Annotated in this window: 18 protein-coding genes; all 18 read right to left on the bottom strand. The window is 43.1% G+C overall.

The features are described 5' to 3' along the window. Nucleotides 1-57: 57 nt before the first annotated feature. The 18 genes from AABK40_RS17735 to AABK40_RS17650 all read right to left on the bottom strand — a co-directional run bounded on the left by AABK40_RS17735 (nucleotide 58) and on the right by AABK40_RS17650 (nucleotide 25,839). The gene (locus tag AABK40_RS17735; RefSeq protein WP_338398815.1) at nucleotides 58-2,451 is read right to left on the bottom strand and encodes a glycoside hydrolase family 94 protein; all 2,394 of its coding nucleotides are present in this window, start codon (nucleotides 2,449-2,451) and stop codon (nucleotides 58-60) included. Nucleotides 2,452-2,949: 498 nt separating this feature from the next. Next, a complete protein-coding gene (bglX, locus tag AABK40_RS17730; RefSeq protein ID WP_338398814.1) occupies nucleotides 2,950-5,232 on the bottom strand; it encodes a beta-glucosidase BglX in 2,283 nt (760 codons plus the stop codon). A gap of 445 nt (nucleotides 5,233-5,677) precedes the next feature. Continuing rightward, a complete protein-coding gene (locus AABK40_RS17725) occupies nucleotides 5,678-6,628 on the bottom strand; it encodes a phosphotriesterase family protein (protein WP_338398813.1) in 951 nt (316 codons plus the stop codon). Further along, the gene (locus AABK40_RS17720; RefSeq protein WP_338398812.1) at nucleotides 6,618-8,006 is read right to left on the bottom strand and encodes an FAD-dependent oxidoreductase; all 1,389 of its coding nucleotides are present in this window, start codon (nucleotides 8,004-8,006) and stop codon (nucleotides 6,618-6,620) included. The genes AABK40_RS17725 and AABK40_RS17720 overlap by 11 nt, the downstream gene beginning before the upstream one ends. After that, a complete protein-coding gene (locus AABK40_RS17715) occupies nucleotides 7,990-8,784 on the bottom strand; it encodes an SIS domain-containing protein (protein WP_332921720.1) in 795 nt (264 codons plus the stop codon). The genes AABK40_RS17720 and AABK40_RS17715 overlap by 17 nt, the downstream gene beginning before the upstream one ends. A gap of 67 nt (nucleotides 8,785-8,851) precedes the next feature. Next, complete coding sequence (locus tag AABK40_RS17710) at nucleotides 8,852-9,742, bottom strand: ROK family protein (RefSeq protein WP_332921719.1); 891 nt, start codon at nucleotides 9,740-9,742, stop codon at nucleotides 8,852-8,854. Nucleotides 9,743-9,809: 67 nt separating this feature from the next. After that, a complete protein-coding gene (locus AABK40_RS17705) occupies nucleotides 9,810-10,592 on the bottom strand; it encodes an SDR family NAD(P)-dependent oxidoreductase (RefSeq protein WP_338398811.1) in 783 nt (260 codons plus the stop codon). Beyond that, nucleotides 10,592-11,308 (bottom strand): GntR family transcriptional regulator, encoded by a 717-nt coding sequence (locus tag AABK40_RS17700; protein WP_338398810.1) that lies wholly within the window; start codon nucleotides 11,306-11,308, stop codon nucleotides 10,592-10,594. The genes AABK40_RS17705 and AABK40_RS17700 overlap by 1 nt, the downstream gene beginning before the upstream one ends. A gap of 425 nt (nucleotides 11,309-11,733) precedes the next feature. Then, on the bottom strand, nucleotides 11,734-13,719 hold the full coding sequence (locus tag AABK40_RS17695) for an LruC domain-containing protein (RefSeq protein ID WP_338398809.1): 1,986 nt from the start codon (nucleotides 13,717-13,719) through the stop codon (nucleotides 11,734-11,736). Nucleotides 13,720-14,161: 442 nt separating this feature from the next. Continuing rightward, nucleotides 14,162-14,923, bottom strand: coding sequence for an MBL fold metallo-hydrolase (locus tag AABK40_RS17690; RefSeq protein ID WP_338398808.1), 762 nt, complete (start codon nucleotides 14,921-14,923; stop codon nucleotides 14,162-14,164). Between the two features lie 20 nt (nucleotides 14,924-14,943). Further along, a complete protein-coding gene (locus AABK40_RS17685) occupies nucleotides 14,944-15,591 on the bottom strand; it encodes an MBL fold metallo-hydrolase (protein ID WP_332921713.1) in 648 nt (215 codons plus the stop codon). A gap of 71 nt (nucleotides 15,592-15,662) precedes the next feature. Continuing rightward, nucleotides 15,663-16,229: a Crp/Fnr family transcriptional regulator gene (locus AABK40_RS17680; protein ID WP_338398807.1), complete on the bottom strand. Its 567-nt coding sequence runs from the start codon at nucleotides 16,227-16,229 to the stop codon at nucleotides 15,663-15,665. A gap of 156 nt (nucleotides 16,230-16,385) precedes the next feature. Continuing rightward, the gene (locus AABK40_RS17675; protein ID WP_338398806.1) at nucleotides 16,386-17,345 is read right to left on the bottom strand and encodes a hypothetical protein; all 960 of its coding nucleotides are present in this window, start codon (nucleotides 17,343-17,345) and stop codon (nucleotides 16,386-16,388) included. Between the two features lie 754 nt (nucleotides 17,346-18,099). Continuing rightward, nucleotides 18,100-20,424 carry an amylo-alpha-1,6-glucosidase gene (locus tag AABK40_RS17670; RefSeq protein WP_338398805.1) on the bottom strand — a complete coding sequence of 775 codons (2,325 nt, stop codon included), beginning with the start codon at nucleotides 20,422-20,424 and terminating at the stop codon, nucleotides 18,100-18,102. A 596-nt stretch (nucleotides 20,425-21,020) separates the two neighbouring features. Next, nucleotides 21,021-21,254, bottom strand: a complete 234-nt coding sequence (locus AABK40_RS17665) for a Fic family protein (protein ID WP_338398804.1) — start codon at nucleotides 21,252-21,254, stop codon at nucleotides 21,021-21,023. Nucleotides 21,255-21,281: 27 nt separating this feature from the next. Then, nucleotides 21,282-21,434, bottom strand: coding sequence for a hypothetical protein (locus AABK40_RS17660; RefSeq protein ID WP_338398803.1), 153 nt, complete (start codon nucleotides 21,432-21,434; stop codon nucleotides 21,282-21,284). Beyond that, nucleotides 21,431-21,643, bottom strand: a complete 213-nt coding sequence (locus AABK40_RS17655) for a hypothetical protein (protein ID WP_338398802.1) — start codon at nucleotides 21,641-21,643, stop codon at nucleotides 21,431-21,433. The genes AABK40_RS17660 and AABK40_RS17655 overlap by 4 nt, the downstream gene beginning before the upstream one ends. Before the next feature lie 194 nt (nucleotides 21,644-21,837). Further along, nucleotides 21,838-25,839 (bottom strand): InlB B-repeat-containing protein, encoded by a 4,002-nt coding sequence (locus AABK40_RS17650; RefSeq protein ID WP_338398801.1) that lies wholly within the window; start codon nucleotides 25,837-25,839, stop codon nucleotides 21,838-21,840. Nucleotides 25,840-25,877: the final 38 nt, after the last annotated feature.

Below are 25,877 nucleotides of genomic sequence, written 5' to 3'. Positions count from 1 at the left end.
TTGGTTTAAAAAAAACACTGATCCAAGCCAGACGCCTGAACCAGTGTTTTCTAAAAATTATTTCATCACCACCAAGACTTCCATCTGATCGGCCAACAATTCATTAGGAATCAGACTTCCTTCGATGCGTTGATCTCCGATGAGGATATGGCTTACGCCGCTGCAATTTCCGTTAGGATTTTGCACCTTGATATTGATCTTTTTGTCTCTGAACAAACGGCTACATTCGAAGCCATCCCAGCTTGACGGGATACATGGATTCACTTCCAAACCTTCCAATTGAGGGCGAACACCCAAAATATGTTGCGTAGCAGAGAAGTACAACCAAGTAGCTGCACCCGAAAGCCACGGCACACGAGAGGCACCAAAGCGAGGACTGTGCTTAGAGTGTGTCGATTGACAAACCACATAAGGCTCAATCTGACGAACTTCCGCCTGGTCGTTATAAGAGGCCGGGCTGGTCGCTTTGAAATATTCATAAGCCTGATCGCCATTACCTACCATCGCTTCAGCCATGATTCCCCATCCTTGAGTATGGTTGAAAATACCTGCATTTTCTTTCATACCAGGGTTCATCAAAGTGGCGCGAACCACGCGGTAGTCGGTCTTCACGAAAGGAGGCGTACAAACCATGATTCCGTGATCGGTCGCCAATTGCTTTCTTACAGCAACCAATACTTGCTCGGCGCGTGTTCCTTGAGCGTACTCACTGATCACTGACCATGCTTGTGGGTTCAAGAAGATTTTTCCTTCTTCGGCTTCGTTGGTTCCGAACTTCATGCCGTCATCACGGAAAGCACGCAAGAACCACTCACCATCCCAGGCGTGATCTTCAATATTTTTATCAATAATGGCCAACTGCTCCGCTGCCCATGATTGTTCGGTCTCTTGATTAAGCATTTGGGCGATTTCGCCATATACCTTCAAGGCGTAACGCAATTGGAAAGCAACAAAAACGGTCTCTCCTTTTTGTCCCAATTCCAAACAGTCATTCCAATCGGCCAACAATCCACATGGCAAACCATGCGCTCCCAGACGATCCAAGTTGAACTCAATCGCTCTTCTTAAGTGACCAAAAACTGTTGCAGAACCTTGATCGGCAAAAGGAATTTCCAATTGGTAGAAATCAACATCGCCTGTTTCACGAACATACAATGGCACGGCATTGAACAACCACATCGCATCATCCGAACGGTATTCCTCGGCTTTTGGTGCCGACATTTCACCAGGGAAATGCGCGTAAGGCTTCACCACTGGAATCGCGCCACCATTGGCTACCTGACCAGAAAGCATCAAAATCAAACGCTCACGAACTTCAGAAGGAATCAAAGCGGCAGTACCCATCACATCCTGAACCGAATCACGGTACCCCAAGCCATCACGCTCACCATTATAAATCAAGGATGCTGCACGCGACCAGAAATAAGTGATCAAACAGTTGTAAGGGCTCCACGTATTGATCATGCTATCAAAAGAAGCGTCTGGAGTTTTCACCCAAAGGCTTTCAATTTTGCGGTGCCAGTTGTTTTTTACTTCCTCAAAAGCGGCTTTGGCTTTCTCAACCGTATCGAAAGTAGCAAGGGCTTCCGCACCTTCTTTTTCTGCTGAACCTACGCCCATCAATACGACGAATTCTTTCTCTTCACCAGGCTGCAATTCTACTGGAACCTGAAATACCCCACAACCATTATCACCTGCCGCTTCGGTATTTCCACATTCTCCACGCTCTACCACCAATGGGTTGGCGTAAGTGCGGTATGGCCCGATAAATGCTTCACGATCGGTATCAAAACCTTTGACCAAAGCTCCAGAAACCCCCATAAAGGTGTGTCTTCCTTGATCTTTCTCTTCGAAGTTTTCAGGTAGTGAAGGCAAATTGACATTTGTTCCGTGGTCAATCAAATTACCTTTGGCAGTCATCTTGACCGTATATTGGGTGTACTGCAAGTTTACCTGGTCATCTTGTGCATTCCAGTTACCAGCGTACTCCACATAGGTGAACAATGACATTTTGCGGAAACGATCGCTGTCGTTTTTCACTTTTACAATCCAACACTCATAATGCTTCCCCTCCGGAACAAAATAAGTAACCTCACTATTGATGCCTGAATATTCAGCAGCGATTTTGGTATATCCCGTTCCATGACGACACACACTTTTGAACTGATCCACTGGCTTACCAACAGGCTGCCAGCTATTTGACCAGAAATCTTTATTTTCATGATCGTGCAAGTAAATATATCTACCTGGCTGATCCATCGGAATGGAATTAAATCTCAATCGTATAAAACGGCCCTGTGCTGCAGACTTAAAAAAGCTGTAACCGCCCGCATGGTTGGTGATAACCGATCCGAAATCCGTTGAACCCAAATAATTGGTCCACGATCGAGGAGTTTCGGGATTTGTAATCACATACTCTTTATTCTCATCATCAAAAAATCCGAATCTCATAACTATTTGTAAAGGAGTGAAAAATTAGTGCTTAAAATAACAGATACTTGTGTAGATAGATTACATGTTTGTTGCTGTAAGGGCTGACCTATGTGTCTGCCCAAAATCAAATGATTAGGATACACAAGTAGGTGCATCCACAATGTCATTAAGTTAAGCGCATTATCCTGTAGAGACGTTATTTTTAACGTCTAATTGAATGGTGATTTTATAGGTTTCCTCTTAGATTTATTCATATTGTTACGTGAGTCGTTAAGAATAACGCCTCTACGAGCATTTCAAATTTAGACCTGTGTCCCTCAAAATCCTTAACTTAATGACATTGGGTGCATACATACAGCTTTAAAAATAGTGTTTAGTGTAAAAGCTGTCAATTATGGTTTTACCACACCTATAATACAAAAATTGTATCTGCTACTTTAGTAAGTAAATTTATTTTATAAAAAGAGAAAGATGACTATTTATTTATTAGAAACAGCCATCATTTCCCTTTACCTATTATTGTACGTTTTTACTAAAGAATGACTTATAACCTTTTAGCTCAACGGTAACCTCTTGCACGTTATCCGAAGCTGGGCCAACCATAATCCTGAAGGTTCCATCTTCAACATCAAAGTTCATTTTGTCATTCCAATATTTAAGGTCATCAAGCGTCAAAGTGAACTTCACTTCTTTCTGCTCTCCTTTTTTCAAAGAAAAACGCTCGAAGCCTTTAAGCTCTTTGACAGGTCTTGCTACTGAAGCAGCAATGTCTCTGATATAAAGCTGAGTAATCTCATCGGTATCATAGTTACCCGTATTTTTCACCGTGCAGCTAACCTCCAAAGTGTCCTCAGGACCGAAAGTGGTTTTGTTTACTTTCAAAGGACCGTACTCAAATTTAGAGTAAGTCAATCCATGACCAAAAGCGAACAATGGCTCATTCGGTACATCTGACCAAGAATTCAATCCCCATCGTTTGTCTTTAGGATCCAATTTCGGACGACCAGAGCTCAACTTGTTATAGTAAATCGGCACCTGACCCAAAGCATATGGCAAGGTCATTGGCAATTTGGCACTTGGTGATTTTTTACCGAAGACCAAATTAGCGATTGCTTCACCGGCCATTGTTCCTGGTTGCCAGCAGTATAGCAAAGCAGGGATTTTGTCAATCACAGAAGTCAATACCATCGGGCGACCCGCCATGACCAACACAGCGAAAGGCTTGTTCAAAGCGGCGATTCTTTCGATCAATTCTTCTTGATTTCCTGGCAAAGTGATGTCTGCACGAGAACCACACTCGCCAGAGTTATAGCCTTGCTCACCCAATGCCAAAACGATGAAGTCTGATTTTTTAGCGATTTCAACTGCCTCATCCATCAAAGCATCCGGGCATTTACCCCAAGCCTCACATGCTTGACTGAAGATAATTTCTTGATCTTTAGCCTTAACATCTTTGAATCCTTGGTCAAGCATAATGGCATCTTCTGGCTTAGAAAAGCCGGTCCAGTTACCAATCAAATCCTTGAACTCTCTTGAATTCACCAATGGCCCCATCAAAGCGATTTTCTTCGCTTTTTTAGTGATTGGAAGCGTTTGATTTTCATTCTTCAACAATACCATTGACTCTTCCGCCAATTCCAAAGAAGCCTGTTTGTGTGCTTTGGTAAATATTTCTTTTTTGAATCTTTTTTTGTTGAAATACTGATAAGGATGATCGAACAATCCCATTTTGTATTTATAGATCAAGATCTTTCTTACCGAAGCATCAATGTCTTTTTCGTCAATGTATCCTTCTTTTACCAATTCAGGCAAATACTCCATATATACATTGGCCCAAAGGTCAGTATCCGATCCAGCCGTAAAAGCTTTATAAGCTGCTTCTTTTTTGTTGGCAGCATAACCATGAGGAATCAACTCATAGATCGAGTTGGCATCCGAAACCATGAAACCTTTGAATTTCCATTCTTTTCTCAATACCTGCTTCAACAAAAACTCATTGGCTGTTGCTGGAATACCGTTGATCGCATTGAAACCATTCATCATACAAGCGATACCCTCTTCTTGAGCCGCTTTGAACGGTGGCAAGTAAATTTCTCTTAGCGTACGCTCTGAAACCTCGGTAGAGTTGTATTCTTGTCCACCTTCGGCACGACCATAAGCAGCAAAGTGCTTGGCAGTCGCCATCATCGTATTTGGCTTTGAAAGGTCGTCGCCCTGAATACCACGCACACGAGCACGGGCAATCTGCGATACCAAATAAGGGTCTTCGCCCCCACCTTCCATCACACGTCCCCAACGAGGGTCACGGGCAATATCCAACATCGGAGTGAAGTTCCACATCAAACCGGCAGCAGTCGCCTCAACGGCAGCAATGCGCTCGGCATTTTGTATTTTTTTCATATCCCATGAAGAGGCCTGACCGATTGGTGCCGGGAAGATCGTACGGTAACCGTGGATCACATCTGCTCCGTAAAGCATCGGAATTCCAAGGCGAGAACTGTCCACAGCCAACTCTTGCCATTTCCTCATTTGATCCAAATTGGTATATGGGGTCAATGCACCCACTTCACCTCTTTTAATCGCCTCATTCAGGTCGATATTCTGTTCGTAAATGTCGGTTGAGTAATTGCCTTTTAGCTGGTTAAGCTGCCCCACTTTTTCTCTTAGGGTCATCTTCTTCAACAAAGCATCTACTTTCTGCTCGATTTGCTGGTCATTCAATGCAGGCTGCGCGAAAGTGGCCAAACTGCAAAACATAAAAAATACAATCGAGAGATTGATTTTGTAATTAGTATCCATAAAAAATATCCGTGTTAATGGTTACAAAAAAAGCACTTTACCCCCGACCAAACGTGGATAAAATGCTTGAATATTTGCACAAATGTTTGGAGAGCAGCCGTCGACCTGCACAGTAACTGTCCAAATATATTATTCAGCATATCGGACAGCCCTTTCTTAGACTAAATATAAAATCGTATTTAGATGGTCTTGCTGAACTTCAAGGATCAACCATCTCCCTAAGGTTAAAAAGCCCTCCTTCCCAAAACTATTCTTTATTTGCTACACCTGAATAGTCCATTTGATACGCTAAATGTCAATCGAAAAATTACCCTGATTATCTGAAAGATGTCTGTTGATGTATGTTAACAAAGCAAGGGAGCATCACCGTCAGACCAAAAAAAGGCATTTGATGAATAGTGGAAAACGATCTCATCCCAAGCCGTCATCCACCTAATTCATATGTCTATTTAAAGAAGGAAAATATAGCTGATGGAGTGGTGAAAAACACATGCTTAACATATTCTCCCAAGCCTTGATCATATAATAGCTCTTTGATCTTAGGATATAAATAAGTCAATCCGGGTTGTCCTCCATAAGATTTCCAATAGGCATTTTTAGCCATATCCATCCCGACGACAATTTGATCGGGATAAGACTCAATCAAACTGATCAACTGATCGGCAGAATGATTTTGATCTCCCTTCCACCTGAAAAAACTGTCATACTCCAAACTTACCCCAAGGTCCAGGATCCGGCGATGCTCATCCAAATCCAAATTACGATCTACATGCGATAAAACCACATGCCGTAAGTTGGCCCCCATTTCCTTGAACTTTTTGGCTTGCTCAAATGCCTGCTTGCCAAAATTGGTGTGGGTTAATATAGGAGCGCCCGTTTCCAGATGTGCATCCACCACCGATTCAAAAACCATATTTTGATGCTTGGTAAATCGATCGTCTCCGGTGGCGAGTTTAATCAAGCCTGCTTTGTGGTCTGTTCGCTGAACAATCGGACTGCTATAATCAAAGGCATCCATACCAATCGTAATATCATCCACAAACAGCTGGGTCATTTCCTTTTGGCTGATTTTATAACGCCAGTGATTTTTAGGGTAATATTGTTCCAAATGTATACCGGTCGGGATGATCATATGCACCCCTGTTTGTCGGCTTATTTTGGCTGATAAAATTGGATTACGACCCGCATTTGCTGGCATGGTATCGACGACCGTTTGTCCGCCCATCTTTTTAAAATCCATTAATTCCTTACTGATCTTTTGCTCATCATTGAGCAGAAATTCCGGATGACCGGCCGTCACGAACCCTTCATCAATCACAATATGCTCATGAGAATAGGTCAAACCAATTTGTGCTTTATCAATGTCCCCGAGGATCGTTCTTACCTTAGCTTTCATTACTCAATTTATTTTTTGACCACGAATTTCTTTCCATTTGAGCCCTCTCCTGCGGCATTTCCAAAACGGCGCCCAACTTCAGCAAACGGTTGGACAAATCAGCCTTATTGATTCCCCAAGCGTCGGTATCCTGATCCAGAGAAAGCACAGCAGCCTGTCCTGCGGCTTGGCCCATCGACATGGTCTGCGCCATTGATCGACAAGAAGCATGCGCTTGGTGCGTAGCCGAAAAACAGCGACCTACCACCCAATCCATCTCACTTTTTTCAGGAACAATACAACCGTAAGGAACCCCATATACCCCGTAATCAGGTACATATTTCCAATAAGTTTCGGCGCCTCCGTCCGGTGTGCTGCGATGATCTTCCACCGGTGCCCCACAAATCAAAATCTGATCTTCGAATTGTCTGCGCTGATTAAAATCATCCATACTCAGTCGATATTTTCCATACACCCGACGAGTCTCCCGCACGCCAATCTGTGTCGAAAGACCGATGATCTTTGCATTCTCATAACCAGCGACCATATCCCGGAAAAAAGCCTCGAAAACAAAGGCCTGTCGGCGCCCTTCAATCTCGGCCGAGCTCATGCTTTGCGGATCCAAAGGATCATGACCCGCCACCTTTACGGCTACGGTAGATACACAACCGAACACATTCATCTCATGTGCGGAGCCTTCTTTTCGCGGCAGCGGATGTCGGCCACTTTCAACGGCCACCTGCATTTGCTCTTTAAGCATCTTCTTGCCTCCTGCTTTCTCAAATTTATCCAAATCTACATTGGCCATCCGAAAAGTAGTCGTTAGGCTTTGGGCAGCTTCCTTTTCGCCGGCCTTTTCATAAGCGTGCCCCTTCCAATGACAATAATCGGCATCGCCCGTTGCATCGATAACCCGCTTGGCAATCACTTCAAAAATACCAATGCCCTTATGAAAAAACAGACATTTTTGCTGCTCACCATACGGCTCAATCCCGACCAAAGTACTATGGTAAATCACTTCCACACCATGAGCCATAAACATTTCGTCCCACACGCTTTTTAGCCGTTCAGGATTATAATTTACGCCCGTACCCGCTCCATAGGTGTTCGGGCGCAAAAAGACCTCCCCACTTTTATTCAGTCGATTAACCACCCAATCAGGAATCCCGCCAACAATCTTGCGGGCATTTTCTCCTGGGGTAAAAAAGCCGTAAAAAGTGTCCAACATTTGGGTTGAAGTGCCTCCGGCAAAACCCAAACGCTCAATCAGCATCACTTTGTATTTGGACTGAGCAGCCGATATAGCAGCGACGGCCCCGGCGGAACCACTACCGATCACCAGTACGTCTGCCAACTTACTCATGGCCGTATTTGCCTTCAAATTATACAACGGCTTCATCGGCTCCAATATTTTGATATTGTTTAGCAATCAATCGGGCATGTTGGTCGTAGGCTGCCTCAAAAAGTTCGGTCGCCCGCTGCTGTCCTACAATTTTGCCGCTGCTGAGTACTTTTGGCGATTTGCCCATCTGATGTAACAGTGCGGCCGTTTCGGCTTTTATACAATTGATTAAGGCCACCCCGCCCAAGGTACTACCCGGAGCGACCGGCGTATCAAGGCCCTCAATATGGATCATCGCATCGCCCAAAGGAGCACCCGTATCTAAAATATAGTCTGCAAAGTCGGTCAATTTCTTTCCTCGAGCATCTTTGGAGTCTGATCCTTCCAAATGATCCGATGACACCAAAGCAACGACCTTCAAACCTTTGGCTTTGAAGCCTTCGGCCATTTCGATCGGTGCAATGTTGCAGCCACTTGAGGAAATCACTAAAGCTGTATCTTGATCTGAAAGGTCGAAATTACGCAAAATACGGTCGGCCAAACCCGGTACATTTTCCAAAAACATAGCTTGTCGCTGACCATTGGCGCCCACGACCAAATTATGAAATGAAAGGGAAAGTTCAACGATTGGGTTGAAGCCCGGAAATGAACCATAACGAGGCCACATTTCTTCGACCATCATGCGGGAGTGGCCCGAGCCGAAAAGGTGGACCATATGATCCGAAGCGATCGTTTGAGCGAACAATTTCGCTACCTCTTTTATAACCTCAGACTGCCCGGCAACCACCTGACGGATACGGTCCATTTGATCAAGGTATTTTTCTGTATAACACATTATTTTTCTTGTTAGGTATATGTATGAATTTGGGTAAAAACAAACGGTCAATCACTGACCGCAGCATTTATAATTTTTGGCTGATGGTGCTGATTTGTTGATGCGCAAAAAGGGCCGCACCGATAGCGCCTGCGAAGTCATCAAAGCCCGCAGCAACAATTGGCGTACTTTTTCCATTGGTGCGCCATTCATATTGATCCATCATCTTTTGAAGGGGCGCAAAAAGGTCCTCTTTGGCAAGGGTCAATCCACCAGCAAGTACCACCACTTCGGGGGCAAAAGCATTAATCAGGCCGCTAATACCCACCGAAAGCGACTCCATCATTTTGAGCCAAAGCAATTGCCCAAACGGGTCGCCCGAGCGATAAGCCTGAAGGATCTGAAGATTATCATCAAAGCGCCCATTGCTGCGCTCTTTGGCAGAAAAATTACCCACATGCCACTCCAAACTGCCCGGCATATTGGTCATCGTTTGCCCTAAGTTCATTTGCAAGGCCGTATGCCCCAAATGCCCGGCACGTTGCTGCGCACCCTGATGCAGTTGCCCATTCAGGATAAGTCCGCCTCCTACCCCGGTGCCCAGGGTCAATAATAAAAGGTGTTGATATTTGGTTGCGAAATGACATTCATATTCGGCAATCGTGGCCGCATGTGCATCGTTGAGCACTGTAAATTCTTCATTACCAAAGATCGACTGCCAATCAAAATCGACAATACCCGCTAATCGCTCGGGCAGGCATACGATGCGGTCATTCTGTTGATTGACCAAACCCGGTGCTGCGATACCCACCGACTCGATATTATACTTTTTCCTGGCGTTCCTGTTGATCTGTTCGACCACCGACGCCCATTTGGATGTTGTTGGATGTTTAGATTGATGGATAATTTGACGCTGTTGATCCAAAATGATCGACTTGATATTCGTCCCGCCAATATCTATTCCATGAAGATATTCCATAAACTGAATCGTTTAAATATGGATAAAAAATAACCCCTCAACCGCTCAGCACCGACCCGAAAAAAATTTATTTTAGTTGCCCTTCGGACAAACACCAACCCCCATCAACGGCCAAAACCTGCCCGGTCATGAAGTTGTTTTCTGACGAAAGGAACATCAACACCGCCTGATCCAAATCCGAAGCAAGCCCCATTCGTCCCCCTTCTAAAGGTTGTTTTGTTTTTATAAAATCCTGTATTTGCTCATCTTCCTTCGCCCTTTTGGCCATGGGGGTTTCGACCAATGCAGGCGCAACCACATTCACCTGTATGCCCTCTTTGGCATAATGAGCAGCGATACTTTTGCTAAATCCAATGATCGCTGATTTGGTCGCCGCATAGGCATGGGTGGTGAAATATTCCGGGCTGGGCGAAAAGCCTAAAACTGAACCCATGTTCAGGATCTTACCCCGGATGCCGTGTTTCAAAAAATAGCGGATCATCGCCCGATTCGATAACATCATACTGGTCAAATTCAGCTCAAAAGTCTTGTTCCACCCTTCTATACTCATCTGATGCAATGGACCATCCCCAAAAGAACGTCCACTGCCCCCAGCAACATGGTATAAACCATCGCTACGCCCCCAGACCTGATGCAAGTGTTCGATTGCCTGCTCGGTGGTTTCGGCCAAGCAAGCATCGCCTACAAAACCAATGCAATTTGCTCCTAAGGATTGTTGGGCCTGCTCGACAGTCTGTGCATTACGCCCGATGATCATCACTTTGGCGCCCTGTTTGATCAAAGCCGATGCGGCTGAAAAGCCCATTCCGGTGCTGCCGCCAACGATTAAATAATGGTTTGATTTTATCATTATACTGAAATTATAAAGTGTTCCGTCTTACAGAAAACAGTTGAAAACACCACCACCCCACGATCATTGGTCTGCAACATCCGATCCACACGCAGGATCGGAGCATCAGCAGCCACCCCTAAATCGGTTGCTAACTGTTGTGGACAAGCGATCGCCTGAAAGGATTGGGAAGCATTGACGATCTCGATGCCGAAATCCTGCTCCAAAAATTGAAACAGGGACTGTTGGGAAAAATCGGGAATGCCGGCGGTGAGCTCCTCCAATCCCGCCACATACGTTTGTTCGATCAAAATTGCCTCCTGATCCATCCCCCGCTTACGCATAACGCCTAAGGCCGACTCAAATTCATTGGCCTCAGCAAAGAGGGCTTTCAGCTCGTCGGGGATCACCACAAAGCCCGAAGGCGATAGCAGCTCGGTCCACGGTTCAATATTTAGTTTCTTGGATAAATCACTAAAACCCTGCACCGAAAGTAGCCCGACCGTTTTGCGGTTACGAATGACCTTACTCCTTTTACCCCGATGCCGCACAATTAAGCCCTGATCCACCAACGTCTGTAAAGCACGGCGCACCGTCATTCTACTGCACTGATACTGTTCACACAGCTGCTTCTCAGGCGGTAGCTGGTCACCTACCTGATATTGCCCAGTAGTGACCTGCTTGGACAGGTCCTTTGCGATCAATTGACTATTGTACTTAATTACTTGCTCTGTCATAGTGTTAAAGTACAAAAGAAAAGTTGTCTATACAACTTTACAAACAATGATCCACTTTAAATGATCGATTGTTACCATATCAACAATTGGCCCCTTATCTAAAAATTTGGAAACCAAAAAAATAAATTTTGCGGATAATTTCATTTCATTGTTTGGGCACACTTATCACCACATCATTTTAGCGCCCCCCCCCCTTCAGGATAACATTTGTAAAAGCTTCCATAAGATTATGTGTTAACCAACCACTTCGACAGTAGACACTGACTAATCCCTCCTTTTAGTGCGTGTTAAAAAATAAAAATTAGCAATTTGATGATATATTTATAAAATACGCGCTACGCCTACCCCAGATTTATCGCCATATATGGCACAAAAAAAGCCAGCAGAGGAACTCTTGCTGGCTTTCAAAATCATTTTTTTAAATATTAATTCTCAGTACAGATATGTTCTGTATTTCGGTTACCTGGATTGTCTTTGTACCAATCCTGATTAGTGGTACCACCTGACTCAGCCCATGCTTTAAAGTTATTGTAAGCATTGGTAATATCGATTCCTTCGTTCACCACGCGGTAATCGTGGATGATGTTCAGCGCCCAAGGGTGCTTTCTGCTGTTTTGATAAAACTTGTCATTCAATGGGTTAGAGTCATCGTCAACGGTATTGAATATATTGCCGTTATGCAGCGCAGTTGGCTCATGATTGAACAAGTGTATTTCATGTGAGCGAACGCCATTTTGAAAGATGAACGGATTGTATGGGAAGTCCACCAAATCAAAATCATCCACATCCAATGGCTCCGTGAAAGTCACTAAAAGTTTGATCGCATTGCCTTCATTTTTCGGTAAACAAGAACCATACGATCCCGCTTTGGAAGACTGATCGTAAGGAATCAATACCACACGGCCATTGTGCCCCACTTCAATGCCTTTTCCATTAAGATTAATGTTACCTGAGGTTAAAGAATATCCAGATACCGAAGCAATTTTATCATCTGTTACTGCGGCAGGCAACATGACACCAAAGCCATTATCGAAGCTCGCTACTCTTGCTTTCTGAAGCACAGTAACTTCTATCTTTGTTGCCTTATTATTACCATTCATGAACAATTTAAATCTGAAGTTCACCACCAAATCATTGAAATCATAATCCCCTTTCGATGGCCACAAATCTTCAAAAGCGATACTTCCCCAGCCGAATTTACTTGGGCTTTCGAAGGTTCCACAAAGTGAAGGATCTTCAGGGAATTCATCCACACAGTCTATACAACCATCATTGTCGGTATCTACCTGAGGGCATTCATCCACTGTACAGGGGAAGGCGGAAAGGTCACTGATTTCTGCATCATATTTTTTCCGTAGAATGTAGCTTCCGTCACTTGGATCTAATTCCAACAGAGAGCCATTTACGGTTCCTAAATAAATGCGCTGATCCTGATCGATGGCCAATGAAGTGGTCCTGTAATCGAGGCTCTCTGCGCTTATTCGCTCGATTTTAATCGTATCCGTGGTAACATTAGGATCAAAATCAACAAATTTATACAAGCCCGCATGTGTACACATATAGGTTGTGCCGTCGAGCGCAATAGCGATATCGCCACCACCTGGACTAAAATCGCCAAAACCATCAAACACATAAGATTTTTTTGACTGTCCTGTGTTAGCATCGAGGATATGCATGATTTTATCATGTGCTACCCAAAGCTCATTTCTTCCGTGGTGATATTCCATTCGAGGGTAATCTCTACCGAATGGACTGCTCGTGGAAACCGTCGTCCAGGTGCCATCATCAATAGAATAGTATCTCAGGTGTTGGTTTCTGAAGCCTACATAAACGCGTTTGTTATATTTGTCCACCGCACAGGCCATTGATCCACCATCAGGCATTGGGTTCTGAATCACTGTTCTGGTGTAGTCCCCTTCATCTGTTGGGTCGATGTCAAACATCTGGCCGCCACCGTGATTGTAGGTTACTCCGTAAATTTTGGTTTCACAAGCCAAAATTCTTTGATTGGCGGTGAAGGTTACGATGCTTTGTGCTGCGATGTCTGTTTTTTGACTGACCTTTTCCCCATTGACTACCTTGTTGATCATCAATTCCTTGGCATAGGTAGGGACATTTAATTGAACTTCAATAGTGCCTTGATTAGCTGGCATAAAAGAACGGTTGATCACCTCTTCTTGTCCTTCAGTATTCAAAAAGGCTATTTCATAATAGGCATTCTGGGAGGGTGCCTCATCATTCAGGTCCAAGCTGATGGTCTGATTGGTTTTAAATTCAAAACCTTCAGGAATGACAATCCCCTCAAAACCTGCCACTTGGCTTGGATTGGGGTTAGGGTTGTCGTTGTTGGAAGTACAAGACCCAATGCTTACACCTAAAAGCAATAATACAATAAGTAAATTATTTCTCATCTTATAATAATGTATAGTTTATTTATAACTATAAGACCGAAATATAAAATAGATGTTCTTCTTTACTTGATGTGAAAAGTACAATACAAAAGCTAAAAAAAATCATTAAATAAGCAGTAAAGTAATGTTTCTTTCCCTTAAAGATCAAAATAAAGGGATGTTCAGTAGTTATTGCCCTCTACTTTCAAATAGTTTCTCACATCGAGGGTTCAGATAATCTCTACAGCATTTCTTAATTACCAAATCATTCACCTTAAATGAGCTGTCCATGGTACCCTTTTCAGTCGGTAGGTGGGGTGGTTTTTTGGCATTCATATTCACAAATAATATTATTTCAATGGCAATACTTACAGGTTATTACCGTATGGAAACCACCTGCCTGATCAACTATATACCAGGCATATTGCCAATTACCACGTATCCACCCCAACTTTCCTCCGAATCAATATTCCAAAGTAGTGCCATCAGCGGGAAACTTCACCTTTTCCGATAGCTGATTATCTGCCATTAACTGTCTAAATTTTGTTCTTGTCATTGGGCAATGATTCAATGCATCAAGGTGGTTGGCATAAACTTGATCGGGTGCATTTTGAACAAACGTGAGCAGATCAGCCTCATTCATCAACAATTTTCCTCCAACATCAAAGGCGGCGGAACCTGCGGCCAATACGGCAACTTTTGGTTGATATTCCTTCAGCACACGATCCACATCAGCGGTATAAACGGTATCAGCACTAAGGTACAGGCTATCTTGCTGATTAAATTCGATATGAAAACCGATCACATTTCCCATCAATTTAGCAATTAGTCCATAGCCGTGCACTGCGGGTATTCCCGTGATCTGCCCATCGCAGAAATCGGCGGTTTGCCAATAATCAAGCGTCTGAACCACATTCAGCCCTTTTTTCCGTAACTTACCTTCATCTCGTTGATTGCAGGTTACAGGAATTTTACGTCGAACTAAAAAATCTTCTCCTGCTTGATCAAGGTGATCAGGGTGCAAGTGCGTGATGAGCCCATGCGTTACTTTTTCCAACACAGCGGTATCCTGTGGCATTTCGACCAATGGATTTCTACGGATTTTATTTTTGATAAATGAGAAAGGAGGGATTTGCCCCTTCGGACCAAGCATCGGGTCAATTAAAATAAAATGTTCCTGATGCTCTAACACAAATGTGGCATTTCTTAAATGATGAATTTTCATGATGTAATAAGGATTAAGCGTTATTGAATAATTTCTAAACCGTTGCGCCAACGGATATAAAATGGATTGATCTGTTTCTCCACGCCAATGGTACTGCTTCTGCCATGTCCAGGGTGAATAATTAAATGTTCAGGCAAAGAATCGATGAGCCATAGAACCGAATCCCGCAATTGGTCCATATTACCCGATGGCCGATCCCATTTACCTACAGTTCCTTCAAATAGTGTATCGCCTGTGTAAAGATCATGTCCTATTCGGTAACAAACACTGCCTATGGTGTGGCCAGGGGTCAAATAGACGGATATTTCTTCATTACCCAAAGGAAAAACAGTAGATGAATTTATCGGTCTGATGTCAAGTTGATCGAATTGATACTTGGGTTTTTTACCAAAAAAATCAAAGCCGTTTTTACTATTATTCAGAAGGATACCCCACTCCTGCTCGTGAATGAAAATGGGCACCTCAAAGCAGTCCAGCGCTTCGATATGATCGATATGCCCATGCGTCAAAAGAACCCCTTTTACTTGATAGCCCTTCGCTGCAATGTAGGCCTGAATTTTTTCCTTCTGATAGCCAGGGTCAACGATATAGCAAGCCCCCTGCCGCGCGATCACATAACAATTTACAGGAATTTCCCCGTCAAGAGTAAGCTTTTCTACTGCGTTCATTTTTTTGATTTTTAATGATATCACAAAGAAAAGGCGTAAAAAACTGCCATGCCTTGATCCAAATCAAGAACTTAGGTACGCTTGCGAATTCTGCTCAATGTTTCAGGAGTCATGCGGAGGTAAGTGGCAATATGATAGAGCGGAATTTCCTGCAACCATTCGGGGTGATGCTCAAGTAAATCGAGGTAAAGTTCATCGGGTGTAAGGCTGAAATGCCGAAATGATTCCTGCTCTTTTTTCTCAATAATACTTTCAAAAATCTTGCTGATAAAATCATGTCCACAGGTGTATTTTTTTAGCAGCTCCGAAAACTGATCATACCTTAACTCTCGAACTTGTGCCTGCCGCAGTGTTTCAAGACATTTTTGAGTAGGGGTTTGTCTGGTTAAAGAGAAAAAATCATTAATAAATTGTGGCTGCACATAGAAACGGGTATTCATCTCCTTCCCATCTTTGGCATAGAATTCCCGAACAGTCCCCTGCTCCAAAAACAGGAGCCGGTCAGTTACCATCTCCTGATGCACAAGAAGATGTCCCTTCGGATAGGTTTTCAATTTAAATGAACGGGCAAACTCTTGAAGGCCATCTTGATTAAATGGATATTTTGTATTAAAAAATTCGAGTATCTTTGTATTCATATCAGTCCTTCATTTACAAAATTAATGCCTATATACTAAAGCCAATTTTAGTGTGTATTGTTACCATCAGTAAGATCGAGCGCACCATTTAGCCCACAAAAAAAGGTGCAATGAACGCTCGCTCACTGCACCTCAGTAACTTAAAATATCCTATAATTAATTCCCTCGTCGTACTTTACGAATAGCTCTTCGGCCAATTTTACCATATACAATCACATCTTTCAAATCAACCGCTGTAATTATACCGTCTTTTGTAATTTCTACCAGTGTATCGCAACTTCCGTCTCCATAATTAATGGTAAATACACCTTCCTTGGTGGTTACCTCTTCTACACCCGCAAGTGGAAATCTTACTTGATCCTCACAACTTCTGCTGAAAAATAATGGCTCGAGAATTTTAACACTGAAATCGGCCCCATTGCTATTGGTATAGCTTGCCTGCCCACTTCTATAACGGCCTTCGCCATTGCCCGTAAGGGTGAAATTAGTGGTGATGGTTTCCGAAAGGGCTTCCTCTTCTTCCGTAGCAGGAAAATCAATTGTAATGTCCTCTACCAAAGTCCCTGTCCAGGCATCATAGTCCATGCCCATTTCAGGATCCAATTCCATTCCTACTACAGTAAATGTTCTATTTCTTGTGCCATTTTTTGTAATACCTTCCTGCCCAAAGTTCTCAAAAGAAATCGCATGTGATCGGCTGTTCTGTGACCATGAAATCTGATCTATAATTTTACCCGCATAGTTTTTATCCGTCACTGAACATTCTCCCATATCATAATCAAGGGTGATGATTTTCCCATTTTCAAGCTGTTCCACTGTACGCTCCGCACAGTCATAAAATCCGATAGGACGAAAACGGCCACGAAACCTCGCTTGAATGCGTTCTCTTGCTGTTTCCCGTGCCGAACTCGTGCCGTAATACCCCATCTCGCGACTTTCATCTTCAGAACGCTGACTTTCGATATCGTTGGTCAATACGATATGATCCATCACCGCTTGATCGTTTTCGATGTTACTGCTGATCTCTCCATTCACCATGTCCTCCTGATTACAAGAGAAAAGAAAGGCGGCTGCAAAAATGATAAACAACGATTTGATAATGATTTTAACTTTCATAACTGTATAGATTAATGTAAATTTTTTGTTTCTATTAATAATAAAGGTGCGCGTCCTTCGTCTTCTATACAGTAAATGCAGAGGTTGGAATTATGTACTCGATATTTTTTGAAAAAAATTGAAAATATTTTTAATAGCCTGATTACAAGTAGTTTAGGTCATTAAAAAATTACAGAATGGATGTAGGGAGGTTGCACAGTTAAGATTTGATGTTGTCGTACGATTTTTTTTGGAGGCTGTATGGGCTGACCTATGCGTCTGCCCGAATCATCATAAATTTTGGATGGTTTGGATACACACGTAGGTGCATCCGTACAGCTCACGAAATAATATTTTGCACAAACATAATCTGATTTTATAACACGAAATTTTATTCTGCCGCTTATTTACTACGGGTTAAAACCCGCAGCTATTACAAAATGTACCTTCGGCACAGCAGTCCTGAAAGGACTTTTCGCAATAGACATGGAATTCATTCCATGGTAAAAATAGGCGTGAGCAAATTTTATTTGGTTTGATAAATTGCAAACACGGTTGTGCGACAGCCCCGCTATGTTATATAATCCCTTCTGGATATAAAAATGGAAAGATCTACGACCCATCATTTTTCCCGTCATCATTTAACCATGGTTGAAACCATGGCCTATCATTACAAAAACCCATTGAAATGGGTTTAACTATTGGTAGCCCATTGCTTTAGCTGTGGGTAAATAAGAATGGTAGAGACGTTGCATACAACGTCCCCCCAAACAACCTAAAATCCTGTTCTGCCTTTAAATGTCTTCTGCATCACACGGTGATGATCCAAGGACATCGGCTCACAGAACTTCACACCTTTGAATACCTCGGCTTGCTTTTTCGCTGTTGCCAAACGATCGGCATTCTTCTTCAAAGTGAAGCTTTGTTTTACTCTACCATGATGTTTGACGCGGACTTCCAACTGCTCGCCTGTTTGGGTAGCAGACAGCACATCCCCCGATTTCACTTTGATTTTTTGGGTATTGAATGGCCAAACGTCCAGATTCACCTCGGTATCAATAGCATGGAACTGATAAGTATAGCTTTGCTTGGCTTTATTATATGTCCCCTTCAAATAGCCTTCGCCCATGAATGATTTATATTCCAGATCATTGATGTCCTTCGGCAAGCGTGGTGCCAGCGTCAGGGTTTTGGCAATCATGTCGGGACGAACACCCAAGAAATATTGATTCCAAACGCGCAAATGTTCGGCATTCGACCAGGCCTGCAAATAGGTACCGGTTAGCTTCGTCAACTTGCCTTCATGCGGATAGCAATCCATATTTTCACTCAGACCACCGACTACCCCACGGTTCATCGCCTGTTGGTTCATGTTTTGGAAAAGCTGATACGCTACATCCGACTGTCCGCTCTCGATCATGCGTTGCATCGCGATACCATTGAGCCACAACCAGATCGTACCATTGTGGTATGCCTCGTCTTTATGATAATGCTTCCACGCCAAGTGGAAAGGGTGGAAAAACAAATCCTGACGGTTCAGCGATGACGTTCCCCACGGGTAAACCAACTCTTCCCAACAGATCTTGGTCATCTGCAATTTGAAATCCTGATCATTAACCAAATCATAAGCGAACAACTGATTGGGGCGCAATTTAAATTCAGGAATACCGAGCGGATCCAAGCGGTCAGCCAGGAACTTTTGCGAAGGATCACGGTAATCCTTATCGAAATTTTTCTTCACCTTTTCGGCAATCGCCTCCCACTTTTGCTCATTCGCCGTATCGCCAATCACACGGGCAAAGTACGCTCCCGCCTGCAACTGCTTGTACCAAAGTGCTTGAATATCATTGGCACGCGTACCACGTGGTGAATACGATCGCTTGTCATAATTGCGTCGGGCATCCATCCAGGTTTCATTATTGGCATGCAGCAAATAACCCGAATCGTCTGTCCAGTTTTTCAGTGCACCCTCGATGCTGTTTTTGACATTCGGATAAAGCTCCTTGATCAGTTCCATATCTCCCGAATATTGCACATAATCATACAGCTCAATAACAAATCGAGGTGTTCCATCGGTGGTGTGATAATCAATCGCATCCGGATTGACGATGTTCGGCACACGCCCAAAGAACTTGGAATTCGGATCTGTATTTTGATATTCGGCGAATGATTTCAGGATGTCTTTTGCCCATTTGAACTGACCGCTCACCAAGACAGCGCCAGGCATAGAAATAAACTCATCGCGTCCCCAATACTCATTGAACCACGGCAATCCGGCATAAATACCATAACCCTGCTGTTCGGAAACGAGCTGATCCATCGTTACCGACATCCAGTTCAGCGACTCTTCTAACTGTTGATCGCTACTTTTGAAATAGGTGTTTTTCTCCAGCAATTTGGTGATGCGCTCCTTGCGTTCCTTCTTCCATCGGCTGCTGTTCTTGCGGGCTTCTTTCAGCAAAGCGGTAGCTTCATCAGCCGTTTTACCTACGGCAATAAAAAATCCTTTGGCGGAAGCCGAAGCGGTCAGTTGATCTTTTTCCAGCTTTCCACCATTGATATTTCCCAATCGCGGAGCGACCGCAATCACATGATTTCCTTCGATGGATTTGAGGATCATCAGGTTGTTTTGGGCTGAAATATTTTCCGCTTCAATGCCTTTCAAATGAATACCGATGCGCTTGCCTTTGACCGATGATAAATCAACTTCTACGACATTTTTAAAATCATGCAACCACAAAACCGACTGCGCTCCATTGGCGAAAGAACGGTTCATTTTGTAAGGGTAAACCGTTACGGTCGAGCTGCCATTATCCAATTGCTGACCATCGACAAACAAACTGAAGCCACTGAAAATACGCTTCTTGGCGATGTTCATCCCCTCGAAATATTCATACTCATTGCCCGTATTGGCTTGGGTTTGGGTAAGATAATAAGCAGACTTTTTGTTGGCAAAGGATACCTCCCGGTTGGTATTTCCCTTCAGCTTGACAGCCATCTGATCCAAGATATTCTGTGCCTGCACCGACTGCATGGTCCCAAACGACAACATGCCCGCCGAAGCCAACATGATCAGTTTTGATTTATTAATGATGCTCATTTTTATGTTATGAAGTCCTAAGTGTCTTGTCAAAAGGATAATGGCGATATTTTTTGACCATGATTTACTTGATCAAAAGGATTACCATGATTTTTATAGTTTGCATAGCCTAAAAACATCCATTTTAATCTTGGTAGTCAAGGTTCAAAGAACATGACAAATAATAATTGACAAGTCGATAAGTAAGTAAATGTTTACGCACTGCATAAGGAATGTAAAGAGGTGTTTATTTGTCCACAGATTTAGGGCAGTATCATTTTAAAATAAGTAATCATGGTAATCCTGTAAATCAAGGTAATCATGGCTTAAAACACCACTACGGTCTTATGCTCAATGCGAATATTAAACCGAATAAACAAAGAAACTTCCTTAACCTCTAAAAAATTGATCAGTGAACGTGCCTGCATGAACTACAACCTTTGCGGAAAAAAATAAAGGTAAAATGATGAGGATCAGCGAGGTGATGGTTTTGGAAATGGAATGGATGATTACCAATATGATGTGCCCACAGCTGAAGCAATGGGCTAACAATACAAAAACCCGCTAAAGCGGGTTTGTCTTGTGGTAGAATTTTCCACGCACCATATCGGAAGTACCTATTGCATTGCAGAAGGCTCATCAAGCACCTTTGCAATAATTTGATGAAGTTCCTCACGCTCGACTTTTCCTCCGGCGATATTCTCGGTGAGACTCGCTCCTTGATCTCGAACAAAATCACTGATTCTGTCAGGATCAACGTCATTACCGAACCAAAAGGAAATCACCGACGCCAGCGCTACCCGCTTGTTACCATCCTGAAAACAGTGATTCTTAATCAGGCTCCAATACAAAAAAGTGCTTTTTGCTACCAAGTCCGGCTAATAATCATCGTTCTGAATATGAGATAATACCGAATCAATCAACCCCTCATGCTCTGGTGATTTGATGCCATGCAATCCACCGAAGCGGTTAATGGAGGTTTCCTGAATTTCTAAAAGTGATGCTTTGCTTAAATAGGTGAATTTTCTCATTTAGCCAAATAATCAAAGACATCCTTGTGCTTGTCCATCATCTGCTCCGCAAAATTAACCATCTTTTTTTGCTCCTGTTCCTTGTGCATCGCAATGATCTGATTGACCGCAGTACTGTTACTTACCCTGTTCGTTTTGGCATAGCGCTCAATGTACTGAACAACATCAGCATCAAGTGTAAAAGATTTTCTTGACTTCACTCCGTCCATAACCTTAGATTTAATTCGTTTACCTAAAGATACGAAATCAAACACACAAAGTATGACTTAGTAATACTTTTAAAGTAAATGCGATATTTAATCATTAAATAATTAATAAAAATGGTCGTAGCCAAACGCTACGACCAGTTTAAAGTCAGTCGTTCTGCCGAACGTCTCTACAGATAGCCGTAAAAAGGCGATCATTATTGCTTCATGACTTTGCCCAATGGCAGCCATTTATTTTCTGAGAAGACCTGTACAAAATAGAGTCCAGTAGGCAATGACGCAATATGAACAGATGCTGTTCCGTCGTGTAGTTTATCGGACAATACGACTGCGCCTTGCTGATTGATCAGGCGAACATCACTTCCCCCCTTATCGGATAGCTCAATATGTAAAATGTGGCTCGCAGGATTTGGGTAAACCTTGACCTGCTGAAGCCCCTCATTTGCCGACAGTATACGCTCCCATTTTGCATAGAAAGTCTGGTCTCCTATGGCTGTTTTACCAATAACGGTGGACACATCTCCTGAAAAATCAGCATCTGCATACCAGCCTTCAAAACTATGACCAGCTTTTGTCGGAATAGGTAGTGTTACTGAAGTTCCATAGGTGTAAAAGGTTGGCGCAACTGAGGTGTTTTCCCCGCCATTGAGTTCATAAGAGATCGTGTATTCAATGGCTACCCATCTCGCATATAAAGCCTGGTCGCCGGTGGTGGTTGTACTGATTGCAGTAATCGCATCGCCTGAAAATTCGGCATCTGCATACCAACCTTCAAAAGTATAGCCGTCCCGTTCTTCGGGTGTTGCTAAGGTTACGCCTGTGCCATATGTGTAAGAATCTGCCGCATCTGAAGCATTTGCTCCACCATTGAGTACATAAGAGATGGTGTATTCCATAGCCATCCATTTTGCATAGAATATCTGATCGCCAATGGTTCCATTACTGATGACTGTGGATGCTTCTCCTGATAAATCGGAAGATAAAAACCAGCCTTCAAAGCTATGACCAGTCTTGGTTGGAACAGGTAATGTTAATGCAGTCCCATAGGTGTAGAAAGAAGGTACATCTGGGTCATTTTCCCCGCCATTAAGTTCATAAGTAATAGCGTATGGAAGCCCTGTCCATTTCGCGTAGAAAGCCTGATCGCCGGTGGTTGTTGTACTGATTGCAGTAATCACATCTCCTGAAAAATCAACATCGGAATACCAACCGGCAAAGGTATAGCCGTCCCGTTCTTCGGGTGTTGCTAAGGTTACGCCTGTGCCATATGTGTAAGAATCTGCCGCATCTGAAGCATTTTCACCACCATTGAGCACATAAGAGATCGTGTATTCCATAGCCATCCATTTCGCATAGAAGGTTTGATCACCGATCGTTCCATTACTGATGACTGTGGATGCTTCTCCTGATAAATCGGAAGCTGCAAACCAGCCTTCAAAGCTATAACCTACCTTGGTCGGAGTAGGTAAAGTGACTTCAATTCCATAAGTGTAGGAAGTTGGTCCATCTATAGCATTATCACCATCATTTAACTCATAAGAAATAGCATACTCATTCGCCATCCACTTCACATTTAAAGCTTGATCGCCTGTGGTGGTTGAACTGATCGCAGTAATCGCATCTCCTGAAAAATCGGCATCTGCATACCATCCTTCAAAAGTATGACCAACCTTGGTCGGGATAGGTAATGTTACTTCAGTTCCATAGGTGTAAGCATCAGCCGCATCGGAAGCATTTTCCCCACCATTGAGCACATAAGAGATCGTGTATTCCATAGCCATCCATTTCGCATAGAAGGTTTGATCACCGATCGTTCCATTACTGATGACTGTGGATACTTCTCCTGATAAATCGGCATCTGCATACCAGCCTTCAAAACTATGGCCAATCTTGGTCGGAGTTGGTAAAGTTAATTCAATACTATAGGTGTAGGAAATTGGTGCATCGGAAGCATTCTCCCCACCATTTAACTCATAAGAGATAGCATACTCATTCGCCGTCCATTTCGCGTAGAAAGTCTGGTCGCCGAGGGTTGTATTACTAATTGCAGTGATCACATCTCCTGAAAAATCGGAAGCTGCATACCAGCCTTCAAAGCTATGACCTACCTTGGTCGGAGTTGGTAAAGTTAATTCAATTCCATAAGTGTAGGAAGTGGGTGCAGCTATAGCATTCTCTCCATCATTTAACTCATAAGAAATAGCATACTCATTCGCCGTCCATTTCGCATAGAACATCTGATCGCCGAGGGCTGTTGTACTGATCGAAGTGATCACATCTCCTGAAAAATCGGCATCTGCAAACCAGCCTTCAAAAGTATGACCTACCTTCGTCGGAGTAGGTAAAGTTAATTCAATTCCATAAGTGTAGGAAGTGGGTGCAGCTATAGCATTCTCTCCATCATTTAACTCATAAGAGATCACGTACTCATTCGCCGTCCATTTCGCATAGAACATCTGATCGCCGATAGTTGTTGTACTGATCGAAGTAATCACATCTCCTGACAAGTCGGAAGATGAAAACCAGCCTTCAAAGCTATGACCTACCTTCGTCGGAGTAGGTAAAGTTAATTCAATCCCATAGGTGTATGAAGTGGGTGCATCAATAGCATTCTCTCCATCATTTAACTCATAAGAGATAGCATACTCATTCGCCGTCCATTTCGCATAGAACATCTGATCGCCGAGGGCTGTTGTACTGATCGAAGTGATCACATCTCCTGAAAAATCGGCATCTGCAAACCAGCCTTCAAAAGTATGACCTACCTTCGTCGGAGTAGGTAAAGTTAATTCGATTCCGTAAGTGTAGGAAGTTGGTGCAGCTATAGCATTCTCTCCATCATTTAACTCATAAGAGATCACGTACTCATTCGCCGTCCATTTCGCATAGAACATCTGATCGCCGAGGGTTGTTGCACTGATCGAAGTAATCACATCTCCTGAAAAATCGGAAGCTGTATACCAGCCTTCAAAAGTATGACCTACCTTGGTCGGAGTAGGTAAAGTTACTTCAATTCCATAAGTGTAGGAAGTGGGTGCAGCTATAGCATTCTCTCCATCATTTAACTCATAAGAAATAGCGTACTCATTCGCTGTCCATTTTGCATAAAAGGTTTGATCGCCTAAAGCTGTATTACTGATCGCAGTGGATGCCTCACCAGAAAAATCGGCATTATCATACCAGCCTTCAAAGCTATGACCTACCTTCGTCGGAGTTGGTAAAGTTAATTCGATTCCGTAAGTGTAGGAAGTGGGTGCATCAATAGCATTCTCTCCATCATTTAACTCATAAGAAATTCCATACTCATTCGCCACCCATTTCGCATAGAACATCTGATCGCCAATGGTGGTTGCACTGATCGAAGTGATCACATCTCCTGAAAAATCAACATCGGAATACCAGCCTTCAAAACTATGGCCAATCTTGGTCGGAACAGGTAATGTTACTTCTGTGTCAAAATTGTAAGCGGCTGGTGCATCGGAAGCATTTGCTCCGCCATTGAGTTCATAAGCAATGGAAAATGATATGTCGAATAAGTCATCTATTTCATATCCGAAATCAGACGAAACTTCGTCACCTGGATTAAACTTATTATCCTCTGACCCAAAAAAGCTTATTTGTTCCCATTCATAATCTTGGGGTAACTTCTCATTTTCAGGCGGAAGATTAAAAGACACCATATTATTATTGATAAAGGAACCCAATTCAATAACAACCACACTTTTAGGCAAAATTACAGAGGTTAATTGATTATCAGAAAAGGCACTAAACCCAATAGTCCGCAAACCAGCAGGGAAGGCGATGGAGCTTATTTGATTATTTGAAAAGGCTGTAGATCCAACAACAACCAAACTTTCAGACAAAATTACAGAGGTTAATTGATTATCATAAAAGGCAGCCTCTCCAATAGTGGTCACCCCCCCTGTGAAGGTTACGGACGTTAATGAATTATGCTCAAAGGCCCTAAATCCAATAGTGGTCACTTTCACACCTCCAATCGTCGCAGGTATCACAATATCTTTAGTCGCTCCTGTATATCCGGTAATTGTTCCTGTAGTCGGGTCAAATGTAAAGTCACTTTCTGATTGTGCGTAGCCACTGAAGGCCAATAAGCTTGTAAAAAATAAGGTCAGTAGAAATACTTGTAAAGGGGAAAAACTCCTCTCCTTGTGGTGAGATGGGTGAAATAAAGGATTCATGATATTGGTTAAATTGCATAAAAATTAGTTGCAATTTA

The organism is Persicobacter psychrovividus, assembly GCF_036492425.1.
Lineage (GTDB): Bacteria > Bacteroidota > Bacteroidia > Cytophagales > Cyclobacteriaceae > Persicobacter > Persicobacter psychrovividus.
The sequence above is the reverse complement of the archived record's forward strand: the minus strand, read 5'-3'. Positions and strand labels throughout refer to the sequence as shown.